The following is a 20317-nucleotide window of genomic DNA, read 5'->3' on the forward strand; positions in this document are numbered from 1 at the left end:
CAGGTTCGACCGCGCGCACCGCGGCATGAGCGCGCGATACCGGATTGGTGTTGTGACCACGTGGATGTGGCCTTGCGATTGCCGCCGATGGGCGAGCGGGGCGCTCACCTTGTTGGACGAGGCCCGCCTGGGTCGGGAATCTGGCTGATCAGTGTTCGTGCCAGGGTTACGGCCCGGGACTTTCCCTCGCGGCTGGCGAGCGCGCGCACTCCGGGTAGTGCCAGCGCGTCGAGCGGTGCTGTTCCCCGGTTGATGGCTTCGCGGACCTCGGGCAGCAGTGTGACCATGGCCTCGACCACTTCTGCCGTTCCGGCTGCCAGGCGGACGTCTCGGTGGGAGGCGGCGAGAAGGTCGTCCAGTACGGGCCAGATCACCGACAGCACGCCGAGGTCGGCCACGTCGGTGAGGGAGCTGGCCAGGGAGGCGAGGCCGGTGAGTTCGCCGGTCCAGTCGAGGAGCCGGACGTCTGCGACCCCGGGCCGCAGGATTCCGCGCTGCCAGGCTTCGGACACCGCTGCTACCACGTCGTCGGCGGCTGCGGGGTGTGGGGAGCGGAGGACGCCGAGCAGGTTGGTCGCCCCACCCGGGGGTAGCGCGGACGCTCGGCGGGCGACCTGGCGGGCGAGGCGTCCGGCGTCGCGGCTGCCCTCACCGGAATGGGTCAGCTGCCGAAGGGCGCCGTCGCCCCATCCCGGCAGAGTGGCCGGGTTTGGCGGGTATCGGTCGCTGATCCGTCGCGGAAAGTCGGCCAGTGAGGCGGGCCAGGTCACCCGTCCGACCACGGAGGGACGGCGGTGCCGGTCGGGTACCGCTTGCGGCTCGAGGAGGGGGTCGGCCACATAGTCCGCGACCACCACCCCCGTCGGACGGGCCATCACCTCGCCCGACTGCAGCACCACGGGGACCCCGTCGCGGTTCAGGTCGGTGAGCGCGGTCAGATCGTCGAGGTTCAGCCTTGCCAGCGCCAGCAGCAGGTCAGCCTCGCTGGCGCTGGCCCCTTCGCAGGCGTACTGGTCGAGCCGGGCGACCAGGTCGGCCAACGACACCCGAAGGTCGACCGTGGACGGTTCGCTGAGCAGGCAGGGCACCTCGCCGAGGTGGGCGTACACGCTGAACTCCCGGGCGGCGAGCAACTCCTGGACCCGGAAGTTGCTGTCGAGCGCCCAGATCGGTTGACGGCCGGAGATCCAGCTGGACGCGAACTCCAGCCCCGCCGCGTAGAAGACGGCGACCCCGCTCAGCGCTGTGCGCACGTCGGCGGGGTCGTGGCGGGCGAGTGCGTTCGCCACGGCGAGGAAGGCCTCGACCGTCACGTCGACGACCTGGGTTGTGGTCCGGACCAGCTCGCCGGCCAGCCCTGTCAGCGCCTCGATAGTGACCGGTCCGTGGCTGAATTCCGGCACCGTCCAGACCGGCGGCGTCGGACGCCACCACGCCCGGAACTCCGGCCCGGCGACCTCGACCTCATCGCTGGGGGGCGGCTCGAGGTGCCAGGCCTTGAGCACGGCTGCAGCTGCGCGGGACACAACGCGGTCGCGGCTGCGTGCGAGTTCGACCAGGCGCGGCCCAAGCGTCGCGATCACCTCGGTGTCGGGGGGTTCCCGACGTCCGAGCGCGACCAGCACTGTCCGCTGGGCCTTGAGGGTGGACACCATCAAGCAGGCCAGTCCGACATCGACCAGGTCGTCGTCGTGGACGCCGGCGATCAGACTTGGCGCGAACCGCTCGACCACCACCGGTTCGCTTGCGGCCAGTACCGGGACCAGGGCGTTGGCGTGGGCCAGGATCTCGACGTCGCTCAGTGCGAGGTCGTCGATGAGGACCCTGCTCCATCGTTGCCGCTGGGACGGTCGCTGGGCGAGTTCCATCGCGGTGAAGCCGAGCTCGACGGCCTGGGCGCGTCCGAGCCAGTCGCGGGCGACGCCGGTCGCGACGATGTCGGCTGCCCGAGTGTCGCTGAGCATGCCAAGTTCGGTTGCCGCCTGGAGGTGTTCTGTCAGGCGTGGCGGCCGCTGTGGATCGATCGCCGTCTGGTGGGCCCAGCGCCGATCCAGTGGTTGGCCGATGACCCCGAGCCAGGCCTGGACGTAGGCGCGGCTGGCTGGCACCGGCTCGTCGCCGGTCGCGACCAGGGTTACGACCGCAGCTTCGAGTCCCCACAGCCGTGATGCGGACCGGCAGGCGCCGGCGACGAAGGCGGACACGAACCGGTCGCCTCGTCCGCTCACCACCCGAACCACCACGTCGGCGGGGATCGGGCGAGCGGAGAGCAGGGCGAGCGCGCGGGCGGCGCTGACGCCGACCCGGATCGCGAACAGCGCCAGCCGCGCGGCGTCGACGTCGAACGCCGGGACCCAGCGCCAGATGTACTCGCGGAGCTGCCGCTCCTCGCCCCAGTCTCCGGTGGACAGCCCGGACCGCGCCGTGCGCTGCTGCTCGGCAGTGCCCAGCGGGAGGGTCGGGCAGGCGTCCAGCGGGGCGTCCGCCCAGCCGAGTGCGGTGAAGATCGCGACCGCGTCGGCCAGCTTGGGGTTGAGCGTCACCGATGACTCCGCTGCGTGAGGCGGACAGCGAGGACGTGCTTGCACGGCCCACGATCGCCGGCGTGGCGCAGGTACCAGGGGCAGGTGCAGCGCGCGCCGCGGGTCGGGTCGGCCGGGTCGTTTCCGAGGGCGACGGCGTGGTCCTCGCCGGAGGAGTGCACCATCCAGCCGCCGGAGCCGTCCGGATGCACCGCGCCAGCGGCAACCAGTGCGGTGGCGGCGACGAGGCGCGGGTTGTCCCTGGTGATGCGTTCTGGGTCGTCGGGCAACTCGCGATGGAACCAGGCCTGGTCGTGGGTGTCCCAGCCGACACGGCCAGAACTCGCCAGCACCGCCAGCGCCGCCCGCAGCCGCTGTGCCGGCAGCGCGGACTCGCGGGCCAGCCGGTCGACGTCGATTACCGGGTCGAACGCGAGCAGGACGCCGACCAAGTTCGCGTCCTCGGCCGCGGACGAGTCGCCCAGCGCCGACAACAATGCGCCCTCCCCGGAGAAGCCGCGCCACGCCTCATCGGTCAGTCCCAGGCTCAGCCGGGCGTCGGGCAACTCCACGCTGACCACGACTGGCCCTTCCCCGTGGGAGTACACGACCAGTCCGGTGACGTGGGTCAGCACCCGCTTCAACGCACTGAGCCGGTTCAGGCCGTTCAGCCGGATCGCATCCGGCACCCGCCGCGACACCAGCCGCAACCCGGACCCCTTCAGGGCCAGCCAACCGCTGGAGGCCTTGCCGGTGGCCGACGGCAGACCGGCGATGAACGACTGGGCAGCAGGCCCGGCAACGCGGAACGCCTCGGGCAGCCCGTGATGCAGCTCGGCAACGTTCCCCAGAGCGCGCACCCACCGATCCGGCATCTCGACCGGACGTTCAGTCACAGTCGCGTCCGGTGTCGAGGCGCGCAACCCGTCGACACCGACGTCCAGGTGCAGCAACTCGTGGTGTCCCATCGCTGACAAAGCCTGACGCATCGCCAACCCCAGGTCGACATTGGTCGTGCCGTGCGCGATCTCGCCGCCGTCGAAGCCACCGCCCAGCAAGTCGAGGCGGGCATAGACGCCGTTGCACGCCGAGAAGCACTCAGCGCGCAGGCGGTCACCCTGGGCGGTGAGCACCGGATCGCGCAGCGAACTGGGCACGTAGTTGAAGTACCGCGTCGCTGTGACGTCCGCCAAGGTGACCAGCCCGCGGGCCAGTACCTGCGGATGGGTCGCGAAACCATGAAAGAAACTCGGCGCCAGCGTCACGCCGTCCGGGGTGAGCGCCGGAGCGAGCGCGAAACTAAGGTCTGCGCCATCCACAGCGGACGCACCCGCAAAGGTTCGCATGACCGGACTGTAGCCCGGCCCGCCGCCAGATTCGGACGAATCCTCCGAGACCACCGCGGTCAGCTCCTGGCAGGTCTCGATAGCGTGGAGTTGTGCTGACGCTCCTCCAACAGGAAGACAGTCTCGAGGCGTACCTGCAGAGGACTGAGGTGATCGATCTCGACGACCCATCGGTTCGACACGCCCATGCTGGCATCGTGGAAGGTGCAGTCGACCGTGAGGAAGTAACGCGGCGGGTGTTCTTCTTCGTGAGGGACCAGATCCGACACTCCGCGGATGCGGGCGACCACGTGGTGACGCTTCGTGCCAGCGAGGTCCTGTCGGCAGCCACCGGACTGTGTTACGCGAAGTCCCACCTAGCGGCAGCCTTGCTCCGGCTGTCGGGGATCCCGACCGGCCTGTGCTTCCAGCTCCTGCAGAACAACGACCGACTCGTACTCCACGGTCTGATCGCCGTTCATCTCGACGGAGCTTGGCACCGCCTCGATGTGAGAGGAGACCGGCCCGGGCTACACGCCCGCTTCAGCCTCGGCGACGAAGCTCTACCATTCCGTTGCGATGCCTCACTCGGCGAGCAGGACCTCCCACAGCTCCTCGCCGACGCCGCTCCAGCCGTGGTGCGCTGCCTGACCAACACCCACGACATCCTCACGGCCAACCTTCCCGACTCCATCAGGTAAGCGGCTGCCAGCGGCGGAGACAACGGATCGGCGCGCCGCACGAGATACCTCTGGCTTCGCCTCAGCCTCGTCCCCAGACGCCCGACGCGGCATGAGGGAGGTTCGGCCGGTGGGGGCAGAGCCTGAACCGATCTCCTGGCGGGGATGCGATCTTCGGTGCCGTGCTCGGCCCTGGACGCGCCCACTCTGCAAACCCTCCTTGACCAATCCCCGGACCAGAACCAGAACTCACCGACCGCGCCCTTCTGAAGTACCCCCGCCCCACGACTCCAGATCGTCGCTCTTTCCAGAAACCGTCTTTCTGTTGGAAGCGCACGCAATGTACCATGGCTGTGTGGCGATGACAGGGATGGGAATCGTGCGGGCGGCGGGGGCCGCGAACATGGTGCGCTACCTGTCGACGTGCGGCCATTCCCGGGCTGATGAGTACTTGTCCGAGCACGGTCATGCGGTGGTGACGTGGCGGGGCATCGGCGCCGACGGCCGGCTGGTGGAACGGGAGCTGGGTGCCGACCAGTTCGCCCGGTTCATGGCCGGTCTGGATCCGGACACGGGCGAGTCGCGGTGGGCGCAGGCGGTGGAGCCGCAGCATGTGGCGGCAGTCGATTTCTTGGTGAACGGGCCGAAGGAGTGGAGCATCCTCGCCGTCCTGGACCCAGACGTTCGGGCGGCGTTGCTGCGGGGCCAGGTGGCCGCGGAACGTCAGGCGCTGCGCTATCTGTGGGAGAACGGCACGGTGCAGGTGAAACTGGCGGGCCGGGTGGTGCGGGTGCCGGTGGAGCGGATCGAGATCGCCTCGGTGCAGCACTTCTCGTCAAGGGCCGCTGATCCGCATTTCCACCGGCACATGGAGATCTCGGCCCGGGTGTGGGCCGCGGGGAAGTGGCGAGCCCTGGACAGTCTGGGGGCCCGGAATCTGAACGTCGCGGTGCAGGCGATCTTCCACCGCGAACAACTCCGCGAACTGCGTCCGGTGCTCGAGGGGCTGGGCTACCAGCTCGACGAGCACGGCCAGATCCGCTTGCTCCGGCCGGTGGTGGAGGCGATGAGCCGCCGCTCAGCACAGTTGGAACGCAACCTGGCCCGGATCGAAGCAGCGTGGCGGGCCGAGCATCCCGGCCAGGAGCCCACCGCCCGGCTGGCCCGGCTATGGGATGTGCAGGCCTGGGAGCAGCAGCGGCCCTACAAGGCCGAGGCCGGTGTGCTGGACGACGAGCTGGCCGTGTGGGCGGCCCGGATCGGTGAGGTGATCGCCGAACACCACATCACACTTCCGACCCCGGTACTGGTCGCTGCCGCTGACCGGGTGAGCGTGGCGCGGCTGGACCGGGACGCACTGGCTGCGGAGATTGTGGAGTCGCAGGGGTTGAAGCGGTCGGCGTGGTCGCGGGCTGATCTGGAGGCCGCGGCGATCCTGGCCGTGGAAGGACTCGTCACGGGTGATCCGGCAGCGGTGGATGAGGCTGCCGCCGACGTGGCCGCCCGGGCGTTGGCGCTGTCGCAGTTGTTGCCGGGGGTGGCCACAGGGGTGCCGTCGGCGGCGGTGAAGTGGTTCACCTCGGTGGGTGTGATCGCCCGGGAGAACGAGCTGCGGACCGGCCTGGCGGTGCTCGCCGCGGAGGATCGGTTGTCGGTGGTGGAGGGTGCGGCGGGGGTGGGGAAGACGACCAGTCTGGCCGAGCACGTCACCGAGGCGGCGGCTGCCGGGCAGCGGGTCGTGCTGGTCGCGCCGACCGGGGCGGCGGCGAACGTGGCCGCCGGGCAGGCGGGGGTGGAGGCGTCGACCATCGACCGGTTCCTGCTCCGCTACGGCTGGGACCACAACCCGGTGGGTGCCTGGGAGTGGATCGAGCCGCACGCCCCCGCCGATGCGCTGCCGACCGGTGGGCGTCTGGTGGTGGATGAGGCGGGCATGGTCAGCCAGGACGCTGCCCGGGCGTTGGTGATGACCGCGATCCGGCACGGCTGGCAGCTGCGCGTCCAAGGGGACTCGTTCCAGTTCGGCGCGGTCGGTGTCGGCGGCGTCATGGAACTCGCCAAGCAGGCTGCCGACCCAAACAGGGTGTGGCTGCTCGATGATGCGAACGATGTGCACCGGTTCCGGCTGCCCGACGGCGATCGGGACGAGGCTTACGCCGCGCACAGTGTCGCGCTGCGCACCGGGGCTGATCCCGAGCAGACCGCCCGGACCGTCATGGAACACACCCACGTGTACAACTCCCAGGCGGAACGAGCCGCGACCGTCGCGGCCAGCTGGGCGCAGCGTGCCCACGCCGGTACCGGGCTGGTGATCGCCGGGACGAACGAGCAAGTCCAGCTGCTCAACGGGCTGATCCGCGACCAGCTCCTTGCGGCCGGAACCATCACGAGCGGCAGACAGATCACCACCATGCCGTTGCAGGGCCGGTGGGAATCGGAAACCATCAGTGCTGGGGATGTGGTTGCCACCCGGGCGAACGCGGCCGGGACCGACGGGGCCCGGTATGCGAACCGGGAACGCTGGCGCGTGCGTGCGGTCGACGCCGATGGGGGACTGCGTCTGGTCAGCCTCGACGGTGCCCGGGCCGTGCACCTGGACGCCCAGGCCGCCGGTCAGCATGTGCAGCTGGCCTACGCGGTCACCGGCTACGGCGCCCAAGGCCTCACTGTGAACGAGGCCGTCCAGCTGGTCGATGACGGCACCGACCGACCCGGCTTCTATGTCGGTGCCACCCGCGGCCGCTACACCAACCAGACCGCCCTCGTCGCCGAAAACGCCGACCCCGACCTCGCCCGCCGCCAGATCGAAGACATCCTCACTCAACCGGGTGCCGACACCGGCTGGCGAGCCGCCGACCTGGCCGCGAAAGCCGACCGGGAACGCATGGGCGACCTCATCGACATGCCCAGCCGTCACGTGCCGCCGATCGGCGGCGGCCCGGTCGCCGAGGCTGCCGAGCAGATCTCCAGGGACGCCGACTGGCCCGACGAGGTTCGCGATCCCCACCGGTACGACAAGGCACTGGCCTACATCGACGAACTCCAGCAGAAGCGGGCGCTTGAAGCCGCCCGGCAGGAGACGAGCCTGGAGCAGCTACGCGGCAGGCTCGCCACGTCCCTCGACAACACCCGGCAGGCAGCACTGGGGGTGGCCGGCGCTGCAGAGCGGGTCCGGGAGGCTGAGCAGGCCACCCGGGCAGCCCAGGAAGCCGTACAGGCCGCCGAGGAGCGGGCGCGGCACGCGAACCCGTTCAACCGCGGCGGCCGCGAGCGTGACCTCGCCGCCGCCCGCCACAAGCTGTGGGACGCCCGGCAGGCCGAGACCGGCCAGCGGGCGCGTCACGCCGAAGCCACCCAGAGCGCCCAACGCCAGCAGGAAGCCGCCCGCCGGATCGCCGACGAGGTCAGAATCGCCGAGGGCCAACTCGGCTGGCTGCGGAACGACCGGCACCAGCTCAAGCTCCAGATGATGCCCCTGCCCGGGGTCGAGTACCAGCAGACCTACAGTCGCGCCGACCTCGAAGCACTCCGGGATGCCTGGCTCGCCGAGCCCCAGCCCCGCGAGACCGCCGACCCGGCCCGGGCGATCATCGACCTCGTCAACGACGAGCGCCAACTCGCCGACCTCCTCACGCCCAGCCAGTGGCACACCCTCGCCGACGCCACCAACCCCGACGACCTCGTCTGGCACGACAGCGACAAGCGCTGGCTGTGGGGGATGCGACGGCCACTGCTCGGCTGGCTCGGCCAGCAAGCCGACCGCCTCGCCAGCGACCCCCACTGGCACGACGGCGCCGAGGCCCTCTCCAGCCGCTGGACCACCATCGAGCAGGACGCGGAGACCCGACACGCCCAGCTCAAGCCCCGGCCGGCCACCCAGATGCGCATCGACCCCCATCGCGAACCCCCACGGCTCAGCCCACCCGGACCCGACCTCAGCCCCGGCTGGTGAGGGTCGAACGACGTCGGGTGAGGCGCCTGCCGAAAGGCTGATGCTGAGCTACGGACGCCAGCACGCGGCTAAGCTTGTGGGCAAAGCAGAACCCCGGCCGTGTGATCGGCTCTCCGTTGGAGGGCTACAGGGACGGTTCCGGGGTGTTCTTGTCAATGATAGGTGATCGCCCACTCATGAGCGACGGACCGGGATCACATCCATCAGAACGCCGAGACCCGACACGCCCAACTCAAGCACACCCGGCCGGCCACCCAGATGCGCATCGATCCCCATCGCGAACCCCCACGGCTCAGCCCACCCGGACCCGACCTCAGCCTCGACTGGTGATCCTCTCGGACGAGTCGTCCGCCTCGATGGCGTCAGGTCTCTGGCCTCACTCGACCACGGTAGTGAACGAGTCACAACGCTACCGTTTTCGGTATAGTTGTGGCATGGCCGCGAAGTTGAAGTACCGGGAGATCGTGCGGGAACTCGCGCTCGATCGGTACGGGTATGTCACCACCAAGGATGCCGTGATCGCGGGCGTCCCCGCGGTCGAGCTGCCCAAGCTCGCGGCTCGCGGGGGCCTGGAAAATGTGGCGTACGGCTTGTATCGGGTGCCTGACGTTCCGGTGACGGCGCTCGACCAGTTCGCGGAGGCCCTGCTGCGAGCGGGTGATGGTGCCTACCTGCACGGCGAGTCGGTGTTGGCTCTGCTAGGGCTGGCGGACGTCAATCCGAGGCGCATCAGGGTCGCCATCCCCAGGCGTGCCCGGTCGAAGCTGCCCCCTTTCATCGAGCTGACCCGGGTGGCGGGTGGCCTGCCGACGACCCACTACGAGGCCCTGCCTGCCCAGCCGATTGCCGACGCGATCCTGGAGTGCCGCGGACGGATCGAGACAGAACGCCTCCTGGAGACGGCGAGGCAGGCGCGCGCCGAGGGTTTGCTCACCACGGCCGAGTGGCAGCGGGTGCGGAAGGAGCTTCAGTCGTGAGCTACTCGGATCCTCCGGCGAGCGTGCGTTCGCTTGAGCAGCGCATCCGCAACCTCGAAGGTGACGACGGTCTGGCGCTTCGTCGCCGCGTCGGGATGGCGCTGGTCGTTGTGGGCCAGCTGCTCCCGGAAGGCGCAGTAAAGGGTGGGAGTGCGATGGCGCTGCGCTACGGCCGCGGAACCCGCTTCACCCGGGATCTGGACGCCGCGAGGGTGCAGTCACTGGCCCGGTTCCGCAGCGACTTCGAGGAGTCCTTGACGACGGGCTGGGTAGGGTTCACCGGACGGCTGATCGAGAAGGCTGCGCCCCGCCCGGCTGGTGTGCCGACCGCCTACGTGATGCAGCCCTTCGACGTGAGGCTCGACTATCTGGGTCGGTCGTGGTGCACGGTCGCCTTCGAACTCGGCCACAACGAACTCGGCGACGCCGACGAACCCGAGTACCAGCTTGCCCCCGATCTCGCCCGCCTGTTCACCGAAGTCGGGCTTCCAGCGCCCGAACCGGTGCCCGTGATGCGCGCCGATCACCAGATCGCACAGAAGCTCCACGCCGCGTCCGAGGATGGCAGCGAGCGTGCGCGCGATCTGGTCGACCTCCAACTCCTCGATCACGGCGAGGAGTTGGACTTGGCCCAGGTCGCCTCGACCTGCACGCTCTTGTTCGAGTACCGACACCGGCAGGAATGGCCGCCGACTATCGTCACCAGGAACCAGTGGGACACCCTCTACGAAGAAGCTGCCGACGGCCTGGACGTGCTCGCCGACGTCGACGAGGCGGTCGGCTGGGCCAACGAGTTCATCCAGCGCATCGATGCGGCGCGCAGATAACGCCGTCCATCCCGTGCTCGATTTCGGCGTCTTGGCGGCCCTCACCGCAGCTCCGCAGGGCACTCGTCCGAGGTCGCTCGGCGGACGTGCGGGCACGGTTGGCTCCCTCAGGGGGGAGCCGTTGTTGCACGAATGTTGCACGAGAAAACCCGCCCTGACCATTTTGCCTAGTCAGAACGGGTTTCACCTGGGGTGAGTAACGGGACTCGAACCCGCGACCACCTGGACCACAACCAGGTGCTCTACCAACTGAGCTATACCCACCATCGCCACTGAGGCTGAACCAGCTTAGCGGCTCGGCGCGGGAGGGACGAAATCAGGCCTCGTCGGCGGCGAGGGCCTCGCTGGTGAGCGAGCCCTGGTGGCGGACGGCGAGCTCGCGGAGCGTCTCGGTGTTGGGCCCGGGCGGGGGGACGAACAGGGCGTCGCGGTAGTACCGCAGCTCCTCGATCGACTCGCGGATGTCGGCCAGGGCGCGGTGGTTACCGCTCTTCGCGGGGGTGTTGTAGTAGGTGCGCGGGTACCAGCGCCGGGCCAGTTCCTTGATCGACGACACGTCGACGTTGCGGTAGTGGACGTGGGCCTCCAGCGTGGGCATGTCGCGGGCGAGGAAGGCCCGGTCGGTGCCGATGGTGTTGCCGGCCAGCGGCGCGCGACGCGATTCCGGGACGTGCTCGCGAATGTAGTCGAGGACCTGCTGCTCCGCGTCGGCCATGGTCAGGCCGTCCTCGAGCAGCGGCAACAGGCCGGAGTTCTCGTGCATCGTCCGGACGAACTCGCCCATCTGCGCGAGCGCCTCTGCCGAGGGCTTGATGACGACCTCCGCGCCGTCGCCCAGCACGTTCAGCTCTGAGTCGGTGACCAGGGCGGCGACCTCGATGAGGGCGTCCGACTTCAGGTCGAGCCCGGTCATCTCGCAGTCGACCCAGACGAGGTGTTCGTTCACGGGCGTCACTTTACTTTGTTAGGTAAACCTGCTGACCACATTCTGACGACGCGGGCCTCACGCCGTCCCCGCCCACCCGGAGTTGATGCCCCGCGAGCGCTCCCGCAGGCCACGGACGTAGCCGGCCTGGCCGATGTGCTGGGCGGTCTCCACCATCACCGAGACGAGCCGGACGCCGACCGTCACCGGCGGTGTGTAGCGCTCGTCCACGACCTCGTCGAGCCGGTCCTCGCCGAGCGAGGCCAGGACGGCCTGGGTCTGTTCCCACGTCGCGGCGGCGTACCCGTTCAACAGGCTGGTCTGGGTGACGTTGAAGGCCCCCACCTCCACCGGCGTCATCCGGAACCCGTGCGCGTGCTTGAGGTACGGAAGCCCGAACCGGGCGTACCAGCCGTCCGCCGTCCACGCCTGCTCGACCCCACCCAGGTGTGCGAGGTGGTCGTCCTCGACCCGCGTGAGGTGCCACACCAGCCAGCCGATCGGGTTGGCCTCGGCGTCGGCACGCCACAACAGGTCGTCGCCGGTGAGGCCGTCGAGGATCGCGGGGATGAGTTCGTGCACGCGGCCGAGCGAGTCGCGCACGAGGTCGATTGTCTGCATGGCGTCCATCCTGCCCCGCGCCGCCGACATCGACCAGAGCGATACCATCGTGGGGCGTCGGCCCCCGTAGCTCAGTGGATAGAGCAACAGCCTTCTAATCTGTCGTGCGCAGGTTCGAGTCCTGCCGGGGGCGCGCTGACTACGGGTTATGCGCGCGGGCGAGTGCTGTGGGGCGATCAGCGACCAGCGTCAGCGCCCGGGTTCGCACCGCCCAGCGCCGCGCGGAGTTCGCCGAGTGCCTCCCTCTGCAGCTCGGCCATACCGCGCTGCTCGCCCTCGCCGATCCAGCGCAGGAACGCGACGTGGAACACGCTGAGCGCCGCCTCCGCCGTCATCGTCGCGGCCGGGTCGGACGCCCCTCGCGCGACCAGCGCCTCGACCAGCGTGGCCTTCAGCGTGGCGAGCTTCAGCAGTTCGCGCTCGCGGAGCGCCGGTTCGGCGTCCAGTCGGGCCTGCCGCCGGCGCGCGTACGACCGCCGCTCGTCCGGGAACGACGCGGCGAGGCCGGCCAGGGCTGCGTCCACCAGCAGGGACGGTCGTGCGCCCTCCGGTTCGGCGGCCACCGCGGCCGAGACCCGGTCCGCCAGCTGCCCGGAGCCGGCGAAGAGCACCTCCCGCTTGTCGGGGAAGTGCCGGTAGAAGGTGCGCTCGGTGACCCCCGCGCGCTCCGCGATCTCCGCGACCGTGGTCTGGTCGTAGCCGTGCTCCTCGAACAGCTCGAGCGCGGCAACGCTCAGCCGCTCCGTCGCGCCCGGCTGCCATCGAACCATGGGTCGTATCCTAGGTGATGACAGAACCTGACGTCGCGGGTATTCTGATGTCAGATTCTGACATCAGGAGGAACGATGGACGTCTTCATGACCGGGGCATCGGGCTGGATCGGCTCGGCGGTCGTCCCCGAACTCATCGCCGCAGGTCACGCCGTGCGGGGCATCGCCCGGTCCGACCGCTCTGCCGCGGCCCTGCGGGACGCGGGGGTCGAGCCGGTCGCCGGTGACCTCGACCAGCTGGACGTGCTGCGCGAACAGGCCCTCGCCGCGGACGCCGTCGTCCACCTCGCCAACAAGCACGACTGGTCCGACCAGGCCGGCACCAACCGCGCCGAGCGCGCGGCCGTGCAGACCTTCGTCACCGCCCTGGAGGGCACGGGCAAGCCGTTTCTGCTCGCCTCCGGCACCGCGATCCCGGTGGGGCGGACGCTCACCGAGCTCGACGCCAACCCCACCAGCGGCCCGGACGCCCCGCGCGGTGGCACCGAGGCCCTGGCCATGGACTACGCCGCCCGCGGGGTGCGCAGCATCGCGGCCCGGTTCGCCCCGACCGTGCACGGCCCGCACGACCACGGCTTCATGGCGATCCTCGTCCAGGCTGCCCGCGACCACGGCTTCTCCGGCTACCCGGGGGACGGGGCCAATCGCTGGACGGCGGTGAACCGGCTGGACGCCGGTCGCCTCGTCGCGCTCGCGCTGGACGCGGCGCCCGCGGGCACGGCCGTCCACGCCGTCGCGGAGGTCGTGACCACGCGCCAGATCGCCGAGGCCATCGGGGCAGCCCTCGACCTGCCGGTGGCCCCGGTCGAGCCCGATCACGTGCGGGAGCACTTCGGCTGGCTGGGTGCCTTCTTCGCGATGGACCTGCCGGCCTCGGCCGACCTCACCCGGCAGCGCTTCGGCTGGGAGCCCACCCACGCCACCCTGGCCGAGGACCTCGCCGCCGGCGCGTACACGTCCTGAACTGCGGATGTCCGTGGGCGCTGGCAGCATGAGCACTGATCATGTACAAGCTCAGACCTCCACGGATGCGGCGGACCCGCCACCGCCGTCTGCTGTACCTCGTCCTCGCGCTGGTGCTCGTGGTGCTCGGAGTGCTGGTCATGCGGGGGTGGCCGCCCGCAGCGGGTACCGGCGCCGGTGCGGACCAGAGCGCGCAGCCGGCGGGGAACACGCTGCTGACCAGCTCCGCCGCCGAGGTCACGACGGCACGGACGCAACTGGACGGGCTGGTCGTCGGGCCCCGTCCCGCGCTGTCGACGGACTACCGCAGGGCCGCCTTCGGCGACGCCTGGACCGACACCGACGGCAACGGCTGCAACCAGCGTGACGACGTGCTCCTGCGCGACCGCGTCGCGTCCGCGCCGTACCGGGTGGGGCAGCAGGGGAGCTGTGACCACGACGTGCTGGCCGGGACGTGGGTCGACCCCTACACCGGGGCGACGATCGTCCTCACCGACGCCAAGGACCAGAAGCAGGCGCAGTCGGTCCAGATCGACCACGTCGTCGCGCTCAGCGTCGCCTGGCGCTACGGCGCGTCCACCTGGACGGACGAGCGGCGGCTGGCGTTCGCCAACGACCTGCGCAACCTCGTCGCGGCCGGCGGGGCGGCCAACCAGGCCAAGGGCGGCTCGGACGCGTCGGAGTGGCAGCCGGTGCGTGGAGCCCGGTGCGGCTACGCCGTCCGGTACGTGACGGTGAAGGCGGCCTACTCGCTGCCGACGGACGCGACCGAGAAGGAGGCACTCGCAGCGATGCTGGACACCTGCGGCCCCTCGTGACGCGGTCGCTCGCCCCTCACGCCCGCTCCCCAGGGACCGTTGACGAGGCGAGGACCCGGGACGCGGCGTGGAGCAGGCCGGGGGAGTCGGCGAGGTGGAACCGCCCGCCGCGATAGGGGGAGGCATCGTCCTCCCTGGCGATCGACCACCACGCGGCGTCAAGGTCGTGCACGCGGTCCGGGGCCAGCGTGGCGGCGAGGGCCGCCGCGGCGGACACGCCGAGTTCGGACTCCATCATCGAACCGACCATCACGCCGAGACCGGCGGCCTGCGCCTCGCGCCCGATCGCGAGCCCGGCGACGGGGCCGCCGCACTTGGCCAGCTTGATGTTCACGATGTCGGCAGCCTGGGCGTCGATCGCCCTGCGCAGGTCGTGGATGGTGAACACCGACTCGTCGAGCACGATCGGGACGTCGAAGCGGCGGCGCAGTTCGGCGTGCCCCGCGACGTCCCACGCGGGCAGCGGCTGCTCGAGGAACTCCAGCGGGACGCCGGCGGCGCGCAGGCCCTCGACGACCTCCGAGGCCCGGTCGAGGTCCCAGGCCTGGTTGGCGTCCAGTCGCAGCGGAACGCCGGGGGCCGCCTCGTGGATCCGGACCACCCGCTCGACGTCGGCCGCCTCCACGCCCACCTTGATCTTCACCCGGTCGAAGCCCGCTGCAGCCAGGGTCTGCGGCGTCCACGCGCCACCGTCGGCGGCGATGGTGACGTCGGTCGCCACCGCGTCCGCCGCCCCGCCGAGGAGGCCGGCCAGCGTCCGTCCCTCACCCTGCGCGAGCAGGTCGAGGACGGCCATCTCGCAGGCGGCCCTGGCGCCGCCGTTGCCGACGACCGTGCGCTCGAGCAGCGCTCCCAGGCCGGCGAGGTCGGCAGAAGCCGGGTCGACACCGACCAGCGCGTCCGACAGCGGCCCCCGCACGCACGCCTCGATGCCCTCCAGCGACTCCCCGGTCACCCGCCAGACCTGCGGCGCCTCGCCGTGGCCGGCGCGTCCCTCCGCGTCGGTGACCCGGACCGCGACACTCACCACCTGCGTGGTGCGGCGCAGCGCGGTCACGAACGGGGTGTGCAGGTCTCTCACGAGTCGCGTGGTCGTGACTCCGGTCAGGCGTGCCATGTCATCCAGTGCTCCCAGGTGGTGCGGCTGAGCCGGGCGACCAGCGCCTGACCCTGCTCGTGGTCGAGGTGGTGGGTCGTGCAGACAGCGAGGACGTAGGGCGGCGCCGCGTCCGGCCGGACGAACGCCACGTCGTGGTTCACGCCAGGCACCCAGCCGCCCTTGCTCGCGCTGGCCGTGCTCTCCGGCAGGCCGGCGGGGATCATGCCCCGGTGCTGCTGCCGGCCCAGGATCGCCAGCGCGTGGTCGGCCTGCGGGCGGGGCAGGACGGACGCGTCCGCCAACCCGGCCATCAATGCCGCCAGTCCGGCGGCGGTGACGGTGTTGGTCGTCCGTGCCGCCTCGGCGGACGCGTCCCCGATCAGCCGGCGCAAGAGGATCGCGCGGCCGAGCCCGACCCGGTCGAGGAAGTCCCGCACCGCGGCGAGACCGATCCGCTCGACGAGCAGGTCCATCGCGATGTTGCTGGAAACGGTGATCATCCGCTCCGCGAGCTCGCCGACGGCGACCTCGGACCCCAGCCGCGCCCACGTCGCGTCGTCCTGGTCGTCGGACTGACGCAGCGTGAACGAGCCCCCCGCCGCGCTCTCGAAGGTGTCGTGGACGCGGAGCGTCGAGCCCTCGTCGACCCCTCGGGAGAGGAGCGCGCAGAGGACGGCGAGCTTCACCGTGCTGGCCGCGTAGTGGGGGGCGTCCGGACGCCGCTGCGCCACGACACCGGCGCCGTTGCGCAGCAGGAGCGAGGCCTCGGCGTCCACCCCGGCCAGTGCAGCGTCCCACGCGTTGAGGACTTCCGTGGTCAGGTCGGCGGACACGTCAGACAACGTACTCACCGTGGCCGTCCCGCTGCGGTAGCGTCCGGCGCAGGACCAGCGAGATGAGGCGGGGATGCCCGGATCCGGCCCGGCGATCGACCGGCGCAACCTGTGGACGTTCGGCGTCGGCACGACCGGCCGCGACATGGTCTACACGCTGGTCAGCATCTACCTGGTCTACTTCCTCAGCGACGTGCTGCGGCCACCCACCGCCGAGTTCCTGTGGGCGAGTTCGCTGATCCTGGCCGCGCGACTGTTCGATGCGGTCGCCGACATCGTGATGGGCGCGGTGGTCGACAACACCCGTTCGCGGTGGGGCCACTACAAGCCGTGGATCGCCGGCGGCGTGGTCGCGTCCGCACTGTTCACCGTCCTGCTGTTCGCCGACCTCGGCCTGAGCGGGGGCTGGTTTGTCGTCGGGTTCGCGCTGATCTACCTGTTCTGGAGCCTGTCGTGGACGGCGAACGACATCCCGTACTGGTCGCTGCTGCCCGCCCTCACGCTCGACCAGACGCAGCGCGAGCGGTTCGGGGCGGTGTCGAAGATCTTCGCCACGATCGGGCTGTTCGTCGTGGTGGTCGCCGTGATCCCCGTGACGGAAGCGCTGGCCGGTACCTTCGGTACGGTGCGGGCGTGGACCGTCTTCGCTGCCGCGCTGGTGGTGATCATGCTGGCCAGCCAGTCGGTGACGCTGTTCGGCGTGCGGGAGCCGGGGTTCGTGGTCGAGCAGGAGCGCACGAGCGTCCGTGAGCTCGCCAAGGTGGTGTTCGGCAACGACCAGCTGTTGTGGACGGCGATTGCGATGGTGCTGTTCATGACCGGCTACCTGACCACGACCACGTTCGGCACCTACTACTTCAAGTACGTGTACGGGGACGAGGGGATGTACTCGCCGTTCGCCGCGGTGCTGGTGGCCAGCCAGTTGCTGGGCTTCGCGGTCTTCCCCGCGCTCTCGAAGAGGTTCTCGCGGCGGTGGCTGTACACGATGGCGACGGTGCTGATCCTGGTCGGCTACGTCATCTTCTTTTTCGCCCCGACCCACATCGCCTTCATCGCGGTCTCGGGACTGCTGCTGTTCATCGGGGACGCATTCATCACGCTGCTGATGCTGGTGTTCCTCACCGACACGATCGAGTACGGCCAGTGGAAGCTGGGCCGCCGCAACGGGGCGGTCACGTTCGCGCTGCAGCCGTTCATCAACAAGGTCGGCGCCGCGCTGTCCACGCAGATCGTCGCGGTGGCGATCGTGATCGCGGGCGTGAACCCCGACCGGCCGGCGGACACGTCCGCGTCCGGGCTGCTCACGATCAAGGTCGGGATGTTGGTGGTGCCGCCGATCCTGGTGCTGGTCGGCTACCTGATCTACCGGGCGAAGTACCGCATCGACGAGGACTTCTACGCCCGGATCGTCGCCGACCTGAAGGCCCGCGGCCAGCTCCAGTAGCTCCCCCGTGGAACGACAGGAACCGTCCCCATCGTGCCGGGAACGGTTCCTTCGGGCGTCAGTCGCCCTTGTGGTCTTCCTTCTTGCGCTTCTTGCGCTTCTTGCGGTCCTTCGCCCAGGCGAGCACCTTCGTCTCGTCCCACAGCGGGGTGCGGCCGTCGGCCCACTCGTCGCGCGGGGCATGGAACTCCTTGCCGTTCTTGCGCTCCTTGGACATCGCCGAGCGGAACTGCTCTTTCGGGAGGCCGGCGGCGGCGGCGGCCTGCGACGTCGTCAAGTACACAGACCGCACCCTACTGTCTCCCGGTGAACGGGCTCGGGCTTATGGACGCCTCTGCTCGAGGACGTCGAGGACGGTGACGACGTGACTCGTCACATCCTCCTGAAGAACCCAGTCCGCGGTGAACAAGTGGAAGAACCCCTTGATCGCGCCGATTGCCATAGCCATGTCTGCCTCCCCTCTCATGCTGGAGTTGTCCTGACCTTGGCGAGCTTAGCATCGCTAGGGATGCCAATCAAGCATCCCTAGCGATGCTAAGCGTGTCGCGGGCCGGGCGCGGACGCGCAGAATGCCCCGAAAGCGTCGAGCGCGACGCCTTCGGAGCACTCTGCGAAGGGGCGGGCAGGTCAGGCGGTGACCACCACGGTGCCGACGCTGGAGTAGCCGGCGGACGCGTAACGCGCGTCACCGGTGTACTTCACGGCGGCCTTCCACGTGCCGACGGGGAGCTTGCGGACGGCGAGCACCGCCGCGCCGTCGACCAGCTTGCCGGTGACCGTGTACGACTTCGAGCCCTTGCTGACCCGCAGCGTGACCTTCCCCGTGGGGACGGTCGCGCCCTCGGCGCCGCTGAGGGTCACGGTGGCCTGACCGGCCGCGGCCGGGGTCGGCACCGTGTCGACCACGGCCGCGAGCTTGGCCGCGGCCTTCTTCACGGTCAGGGTCGCCTTGTCGGAGGAGCCGGTGTGGTTGGCGTCCGGGACGTAGGTCGCCTTCAGCGTCCGCTTGCCCGGCTTGAGGTCGGCCGGCAGCGTGACCGTGGCCAGGCCGTCGACGACGTCCGCGGTGATGGCGGCGCCGGCACCAGTGAGCTTCACCTGGCCCGACGCCGACTTGCTCACCTTCACCGTGACCACCGGCGCCGTGCCGTAGGCGGTCGTCCTCGTCTTCAGCGTGGTGGACGTGGACGCCTTCTTCACCGTCAGGGTGACGGTCTTCGACACGCTCGCCCGCACGTCGTCACCGGAGTAGGCGACGGTGAGCACGTTCTTGCCCGCGGGGAGCCCGGCCGGGACGGTGAACGTCGCCTTGCCCTTCTTCAGGGTGGCGGTGAGGTCGTCACCCGCACCGGACAGCACGACCGTGCCGGTGGCCGAGGACGGGCTGACGCCGACCGAGACCTTGGCGGTCCTGCCGAAGGTCACCGAGGGTGCGCTCAGCGACAGCTTGCTGACCGAGCGGTCGTAGAACGTGATCGGCGTGTAGTGCTCCCAGCCCGCCTTCACCGCGCCGCCGCCGGGGTAGGTGTAGACGCCGTAGTTCACGAGGCTCGGGTCGGTGGCGACGGCGTCGATCTCGGCCTTGCTCACGGTGAGCTCGGCGGTGAACGTCCCGTCCGCCTTCAGCTCGACGGCGCCGGCCGCCGGGCCGCCGATGGTGGCCATGTCGGCGGCCAGCACCGCCCACCTGACCGAGGAGTTCTTGCGGGTGGCCGACGTGGCGCCGGCAGAGGGCGCCCACGCGTCGGCGAACTTGCCGAAGGCGACGTACAAGCCGCTCGACTTCCCCGCCAGCGGCGGACGGGCCGCGATCGAGTCGCCCGGGAAGAAGCCCGAGCCGGTGACGGTGACGGTGGCGGTCTCGTCCGTGCCGACGCTGACCTTCGAGACCGTGATCGAGGTCTGGGCGACGGTGAGGGTGGCGTCGACGGCGTCGAGGACGGTGCCGGCGGCGTACATCGGGTGACCGCTGTAGGTGAACACTGCAGAGCCGGCCTCGGTGAGCGTGGCCGGGGCGTCGCTGATCGTGACGGTCGCGCCGCTCCTGGTCAGCGCGGACGTCAGGTCCAGCGTGGCGATAGCCAGGTCGGTGTAGGTGTTCCCATCGCTGTCCGTGGCGTCCACCACGAGTTCGGCGCCCTCGGCGTCGAGGGTGACCTCCGGATCCGAGATCGTCAGGTTCAGGACGCCGGCGTGGCCGGTGAAGGTGACGGCACCCTCACCGGTGGCGGAGCCGGTCGTCGTGCCCCAGCTGCCGCCGTCGACGGGGAAGGTTGTCTGGGTGCCGTCGTCGGTGGCCGGATCGGCCGCGGTGACCGAGCCTGCGGCGAAGCCGGTCAGGTAGCCGCGGAACGATGCCTTGAGCCCCCACGAGATGCTCCCCGAAAGGATCGTGGTCGTGGGCGTCGTGTCGTCTGCGGCCCGGGCTTCCGGTGCGGCGAGGACGAGCGAGCCGGCGGCGAGGGCCGCGGCGAGCCCCAGGCCGAGCAGGCGGCGTCCGCCCCTCGGTGTGGGTTCAGCGATGGACATGGGTTCCCCTCCAGGATGAGTGACCACGGGTC

Annotated in this window: 16 protein-coding genes, 2 tRNA genes and 1 pseudogene; 8 read left to right on the plus strand and 11 right to left on the minus strand. The window is 70.3% G+C overall.

Features of this window, described 5'->3' with window-relative positions; all coding sequences use genetic code 11:
- Nucleotides 1–104: 104 nt before the first annotated feature.
- Both QM779_RS00980 and QM779_RS00985 read right to left on the minus strand, forming a co-directional pair.
- On the minus strand, nt 105–2543 hold the full coding sequence (locus tag QM779_RS00980; protein ID WP_428530340.1) for a hypothetical protein: 2439 nt from the start codon (nt 2541–2543) through the stop codon (nt 105–107).
- Nucleotides 2540–3922, minus strand: a complete 1383-nt coding sequence (locus QM779_RS00985; protein WP_428530342.1) for an SWIM zinc finger family protein — start codon at nt 3920–3922, stop codon at nt 2540–2542. Before QM779_RS00985 ends, QM779_RS00980 begins: the two co-directional genes overlap by 4 nt.
- Before the next feature lie 38 nt (nt 3923–3960).
- Here QM779_RS00985 and QM779_RS00990 point away from each other — a divergent pair, with 38 nt between their 5' ends.
- The 4 genes and pseudogenes from QM779_RS00990 (at nt 3961) to QM779_RS01005 (ending at nt 10283) form a co-directional block, all read left to right on the plus strand.
- Entirely contained in the window at nt 3961–4548 is a 588-nt protein-coding gene (locus QM779_RS00990; RefSeq protein ID WP_428530344.1) for a transglutaminase-like domain-containing protein, read from the plus strand.
- A 382-nt stretch (nt 4549–4930) separates the two neighbouring features.
- Nucleotides 4931–6739, plus strand: a pseudogene (gene mobF / locus QM779_RS00995) (MobF family relaxase); the annotation flags it as partial.
- A gap of 2174 nt (nt 6740–8913) precedes the next feature.
- On the plus strand, nt 8914–9456 hold the full coding sequence (locus QM779_RS01000) for a type IV toxin-antitoxin system AbiEi family antitoxin domain-containing protein (RefSeq protein WP_428530346.1): 543 nt from the start codon (nt 8914–8916) through the stop codon (nt 9454–9456).
- Nucleotides 9453–10283, plus strand: coding sequence for a nucleotidyl transferase AbiEii/AbiGii toxin family protein (locus QM779_RS01005; protein ID WP_428530348.1), 831 nt, complete (start codon nt 9453–9455; stop codon nt 10281–10283). Before QM779_RS01000 ends, QM779_RS01005 begins: the two co-directional genes overlap by 4 nt.
- A gap of 188 nt (nt 10284–10471) precedes the next feature.
- Here QM779_RS01005 and QM779_RS01010 read toward each other — a convergent pair.
- From QM779_RS01010 to QM779_RS01020, 3 genes are all read right to left on the minus strand, one after another.
- Nucleotides 10472–10547: transfer RNA gene (locus QM779_RS01010), tRNA-His, on the minus strand.
- A 52-nt stretch (nt 10548–10599) separates the two neighbouring features.
- Nucleotides 10600–11196, minus strand: a complete 597-nt coding sequence (orn, locus tag QM779_RS01015; protein ID WP_428533015.1) for an oligoribonuclease — start codon at nt 11194–11196, stop codon at nt 10600–10602.
- A 90-nt stretch (nt 11197–11286) separates the two neighbouring features.
- Nucleotides 11287–11829 (minus strand): mycothiol transferase, encoded by a 543-nt coding sequence (locus QM779_RS01020; protein ID WP_428530350.1) that lies wholly within the window; start codon nt 11827–11829, stop codon nt 11287–11289.
- A 60-nt stretch (nt 11830–11889) separates the two neighbouring features.
- Here QM779_RS01020 and QM779_RS01025 point away from each other — a divergent pair.
- A tRNA-Arg gene (locus QM779_RS01025) sits at nt 11890–11962 on the plus strand.
- Between the two features lie 43 nt (nt 11963–12005).
- Here QM779_RS01025 and QM779_RS01030 read toward each other — a convergent pair.
- Nucleotides 12006–12599 (minus strand): TetR/AcrR family transcriptional regulator, encoded by a 594-nt coding sequence (locus tag QM779_RS01030; RefSeq protein ID WP_428530352.1) that lies wholly within the window; start codon nt 12597–12599, stop codon nt 12006–12008.
- A 75-nt stretch (nt 12600–12674) separates the two neighbouring features.
- Here QM779_RS01030 and QM779_RS01035 point away from each other — a divergent pair, with 75 nt between their 5' ends.
- Nucleotides 12675–13562: an SDR family oxidoreductase gene (locus tag QM779_RS01035; RefSeq protein WP_428530354.1), complete on the plus strand. Its 888-nt coding sequence runs from the start codon at nt 12675–12677 to the stop codon at nt 13560–13562.
- A 65-nt stretch (nt 13563–13627) separates the two neighbouring features.
- The gene (locus tag QM779_RS01040; protein ID WP_428530356.1) at nt 13628–14380 is read left to right on the plus strand and encodes an HNH endonuclease family protein; all 753 of its coding nucleotides are present in this window, start codon (nt 13628–13630) and stop codon (nt 14378–14380) included.
- A 16-nt stretch (nt 14381–14396) separates the two neighbouring features.
- Here the strand turns inward: QM779_RS01040 and QM779_RS01045 are convergent, their stop codons facing one another.
- Nucleotides 14397–15497: a dipeptide epimerase gene (locus QM779_RS01045; protein ID WP_428530358.1), complete on the minus strand. Its 1101-nt coding sequence runs from the start codon at nt 15495–15497 to the stop codon at nt 14397–14399.
- Nucleotides 15485–16312, minus strand: coding sequence for a serine hydrolase (locus tag QM779_RS01050; RefSeq protein WP_428530360.1), 828 nt, complete (start codon nt 16310–16312; stop codon nt 15485–15487). The genes QM779_RS01045 and QM779_RS01050 overlap by 13 nt, the downstream gene beginning before the upstream one ends.
- A gap of 73 nt (nt 16313–16385) precedes the next feature.
- Here QM779_RS01050 and QM779_RS01055 point away from each other — a divergent pair, with 73 nt between their 5' ends.
- Nucleotides 16386–17756, plus strand: coding sequence for a glycoside-pentoside-hexuronide (GPH):cation symporter (locus tag QM779_RS01055; protein WP_428530362.1), 1371 nt, complete (start codon nt 16386–16388; stop codon nt 17754–17756).
- Between the two features lie 58 nt (nt 17757–17814).
- Here the strand turns inward: QM779_RS01055 and QM779_RS01060 are convergent, their stop codons facing one another.
- The 3 genes from QM779_RS01060 to QM779_RS01070 all read right to left on the minus strand — a co-directional run bounded on the left by QM779_RS01060 (nt 17815) and on the right by QM779_RS01070 (nt 20285).
- Nucleotides 17815–18039, minus strand: a complete 225-nt coding sequence (locus QM779_RS01060; RefSeq protein WP_428530364.1) for a hypothetical protein — start codon at nt 18037–18039, stop codon at nt 17815–17817.
- A 39-nt stretch (nt 18040–18078) separates the two neighbouring features.
- Nucleotides 18079–18204: a hypothetical protein gene (locus tag QM779_RS01065; protein ID WP_428530366.1), complete on the minus strand. Its 126-nt coding sequence runs from the start codon at nt 18202–18204 to the stop codon at nt 18079–18081.
- Between the two features lie 179 nt (nt 18205–18383).
- Nucleotides 18384–20285, minus strand: coding sequence for an HtaA domain-containing protein (locus tag QM779_RS01070; RefSeq protein WP_428530368.1), 1902 nt, complete (start codon nt 20283–20285; stop codon nt 18384–18386).
- Between the last annotated feature and the right edge of the window lie 32 nt (nt 20286–20317).

Origin of the sequence: Propionicimonas sp., from assembly GCF_049840635.1 — a bacterium.
In the GTDB taxonomy this organism is placed as follows: domain Bacteria; phylum Actinomycetota; class Actinomycetes; order Propionibacteriales; family Propionibacteriaceae; genus Propionicimonas.

Coding starts and splice junctions, on each gene's coding strand:
- QM779_RS01040 (WP_428530356.1), top strand. CDS start 13,628: ATGCGGCGGACCCGCCACCGCCGTCTGCTGTACCTCGTCCTCGCGCTG.
- QM779_RS01055 (WP_428530362.1), top strand. CDS start 16,386: ATGCCCGGATCCGGCCCGGCGATCGACCGGCGCAACCTGTGGACGTTC.
- QM779_RS01045 (WP_428530358.1), bottom strand. CDS start 15,497: ATGGCACGCCTGACCGGAGTCACGACCACGCGACTCGTGAGAGACCTG.
- QM779_RS01070 (WP_428530368.1), bottom strand. CDS start 20,285: ATGTCCATCGCTGAACCCACACCGAGGGGCGGACGCCGCCTGCTCGGC.
- orn (WP_428533015.1), bottom strand. CDS start 11,196: ATGACCGGGCTCGACCTGAAGTCGGACGCCCTCATCGAGGTCGCCGCC.
- QM779_RS01035 (WP_428530354.1), top strand. CDS start 12,675: ATGGACGTCTTCATGACCGGGGCATCGGGCTGGATCGGCTCGGCGGTC.
- QM779_RS01065 (WP_428530366.1), bottom strand. CDS start 18,204: ATGGCTATGGCAATCGGCGCGATCAAGGGGTTCTTCCACTTGTTCACC.
- QM779_RS01000 (WP_428530346.1), top strand. CDS start 8,914: ATGGCCGCGAAGTTGAAGTACCGGGAGATCGTGCGGGAACTCGCGCTC.
- QM779_RS01020 (WP_428530350.1), bottom strand. CDS start 11,829: ATGCAGACAATCGACCTCGTGCGCGACTCGCTCGGCCGCGTGCACGAA.
- QM779_RS01030 (WP_428530352.1), bottom strand. CDS start 12,599: ATGGTTCGATGGCAGCCGGGCGCGACGGAGCGGCTGAGCGTTGCCGCG.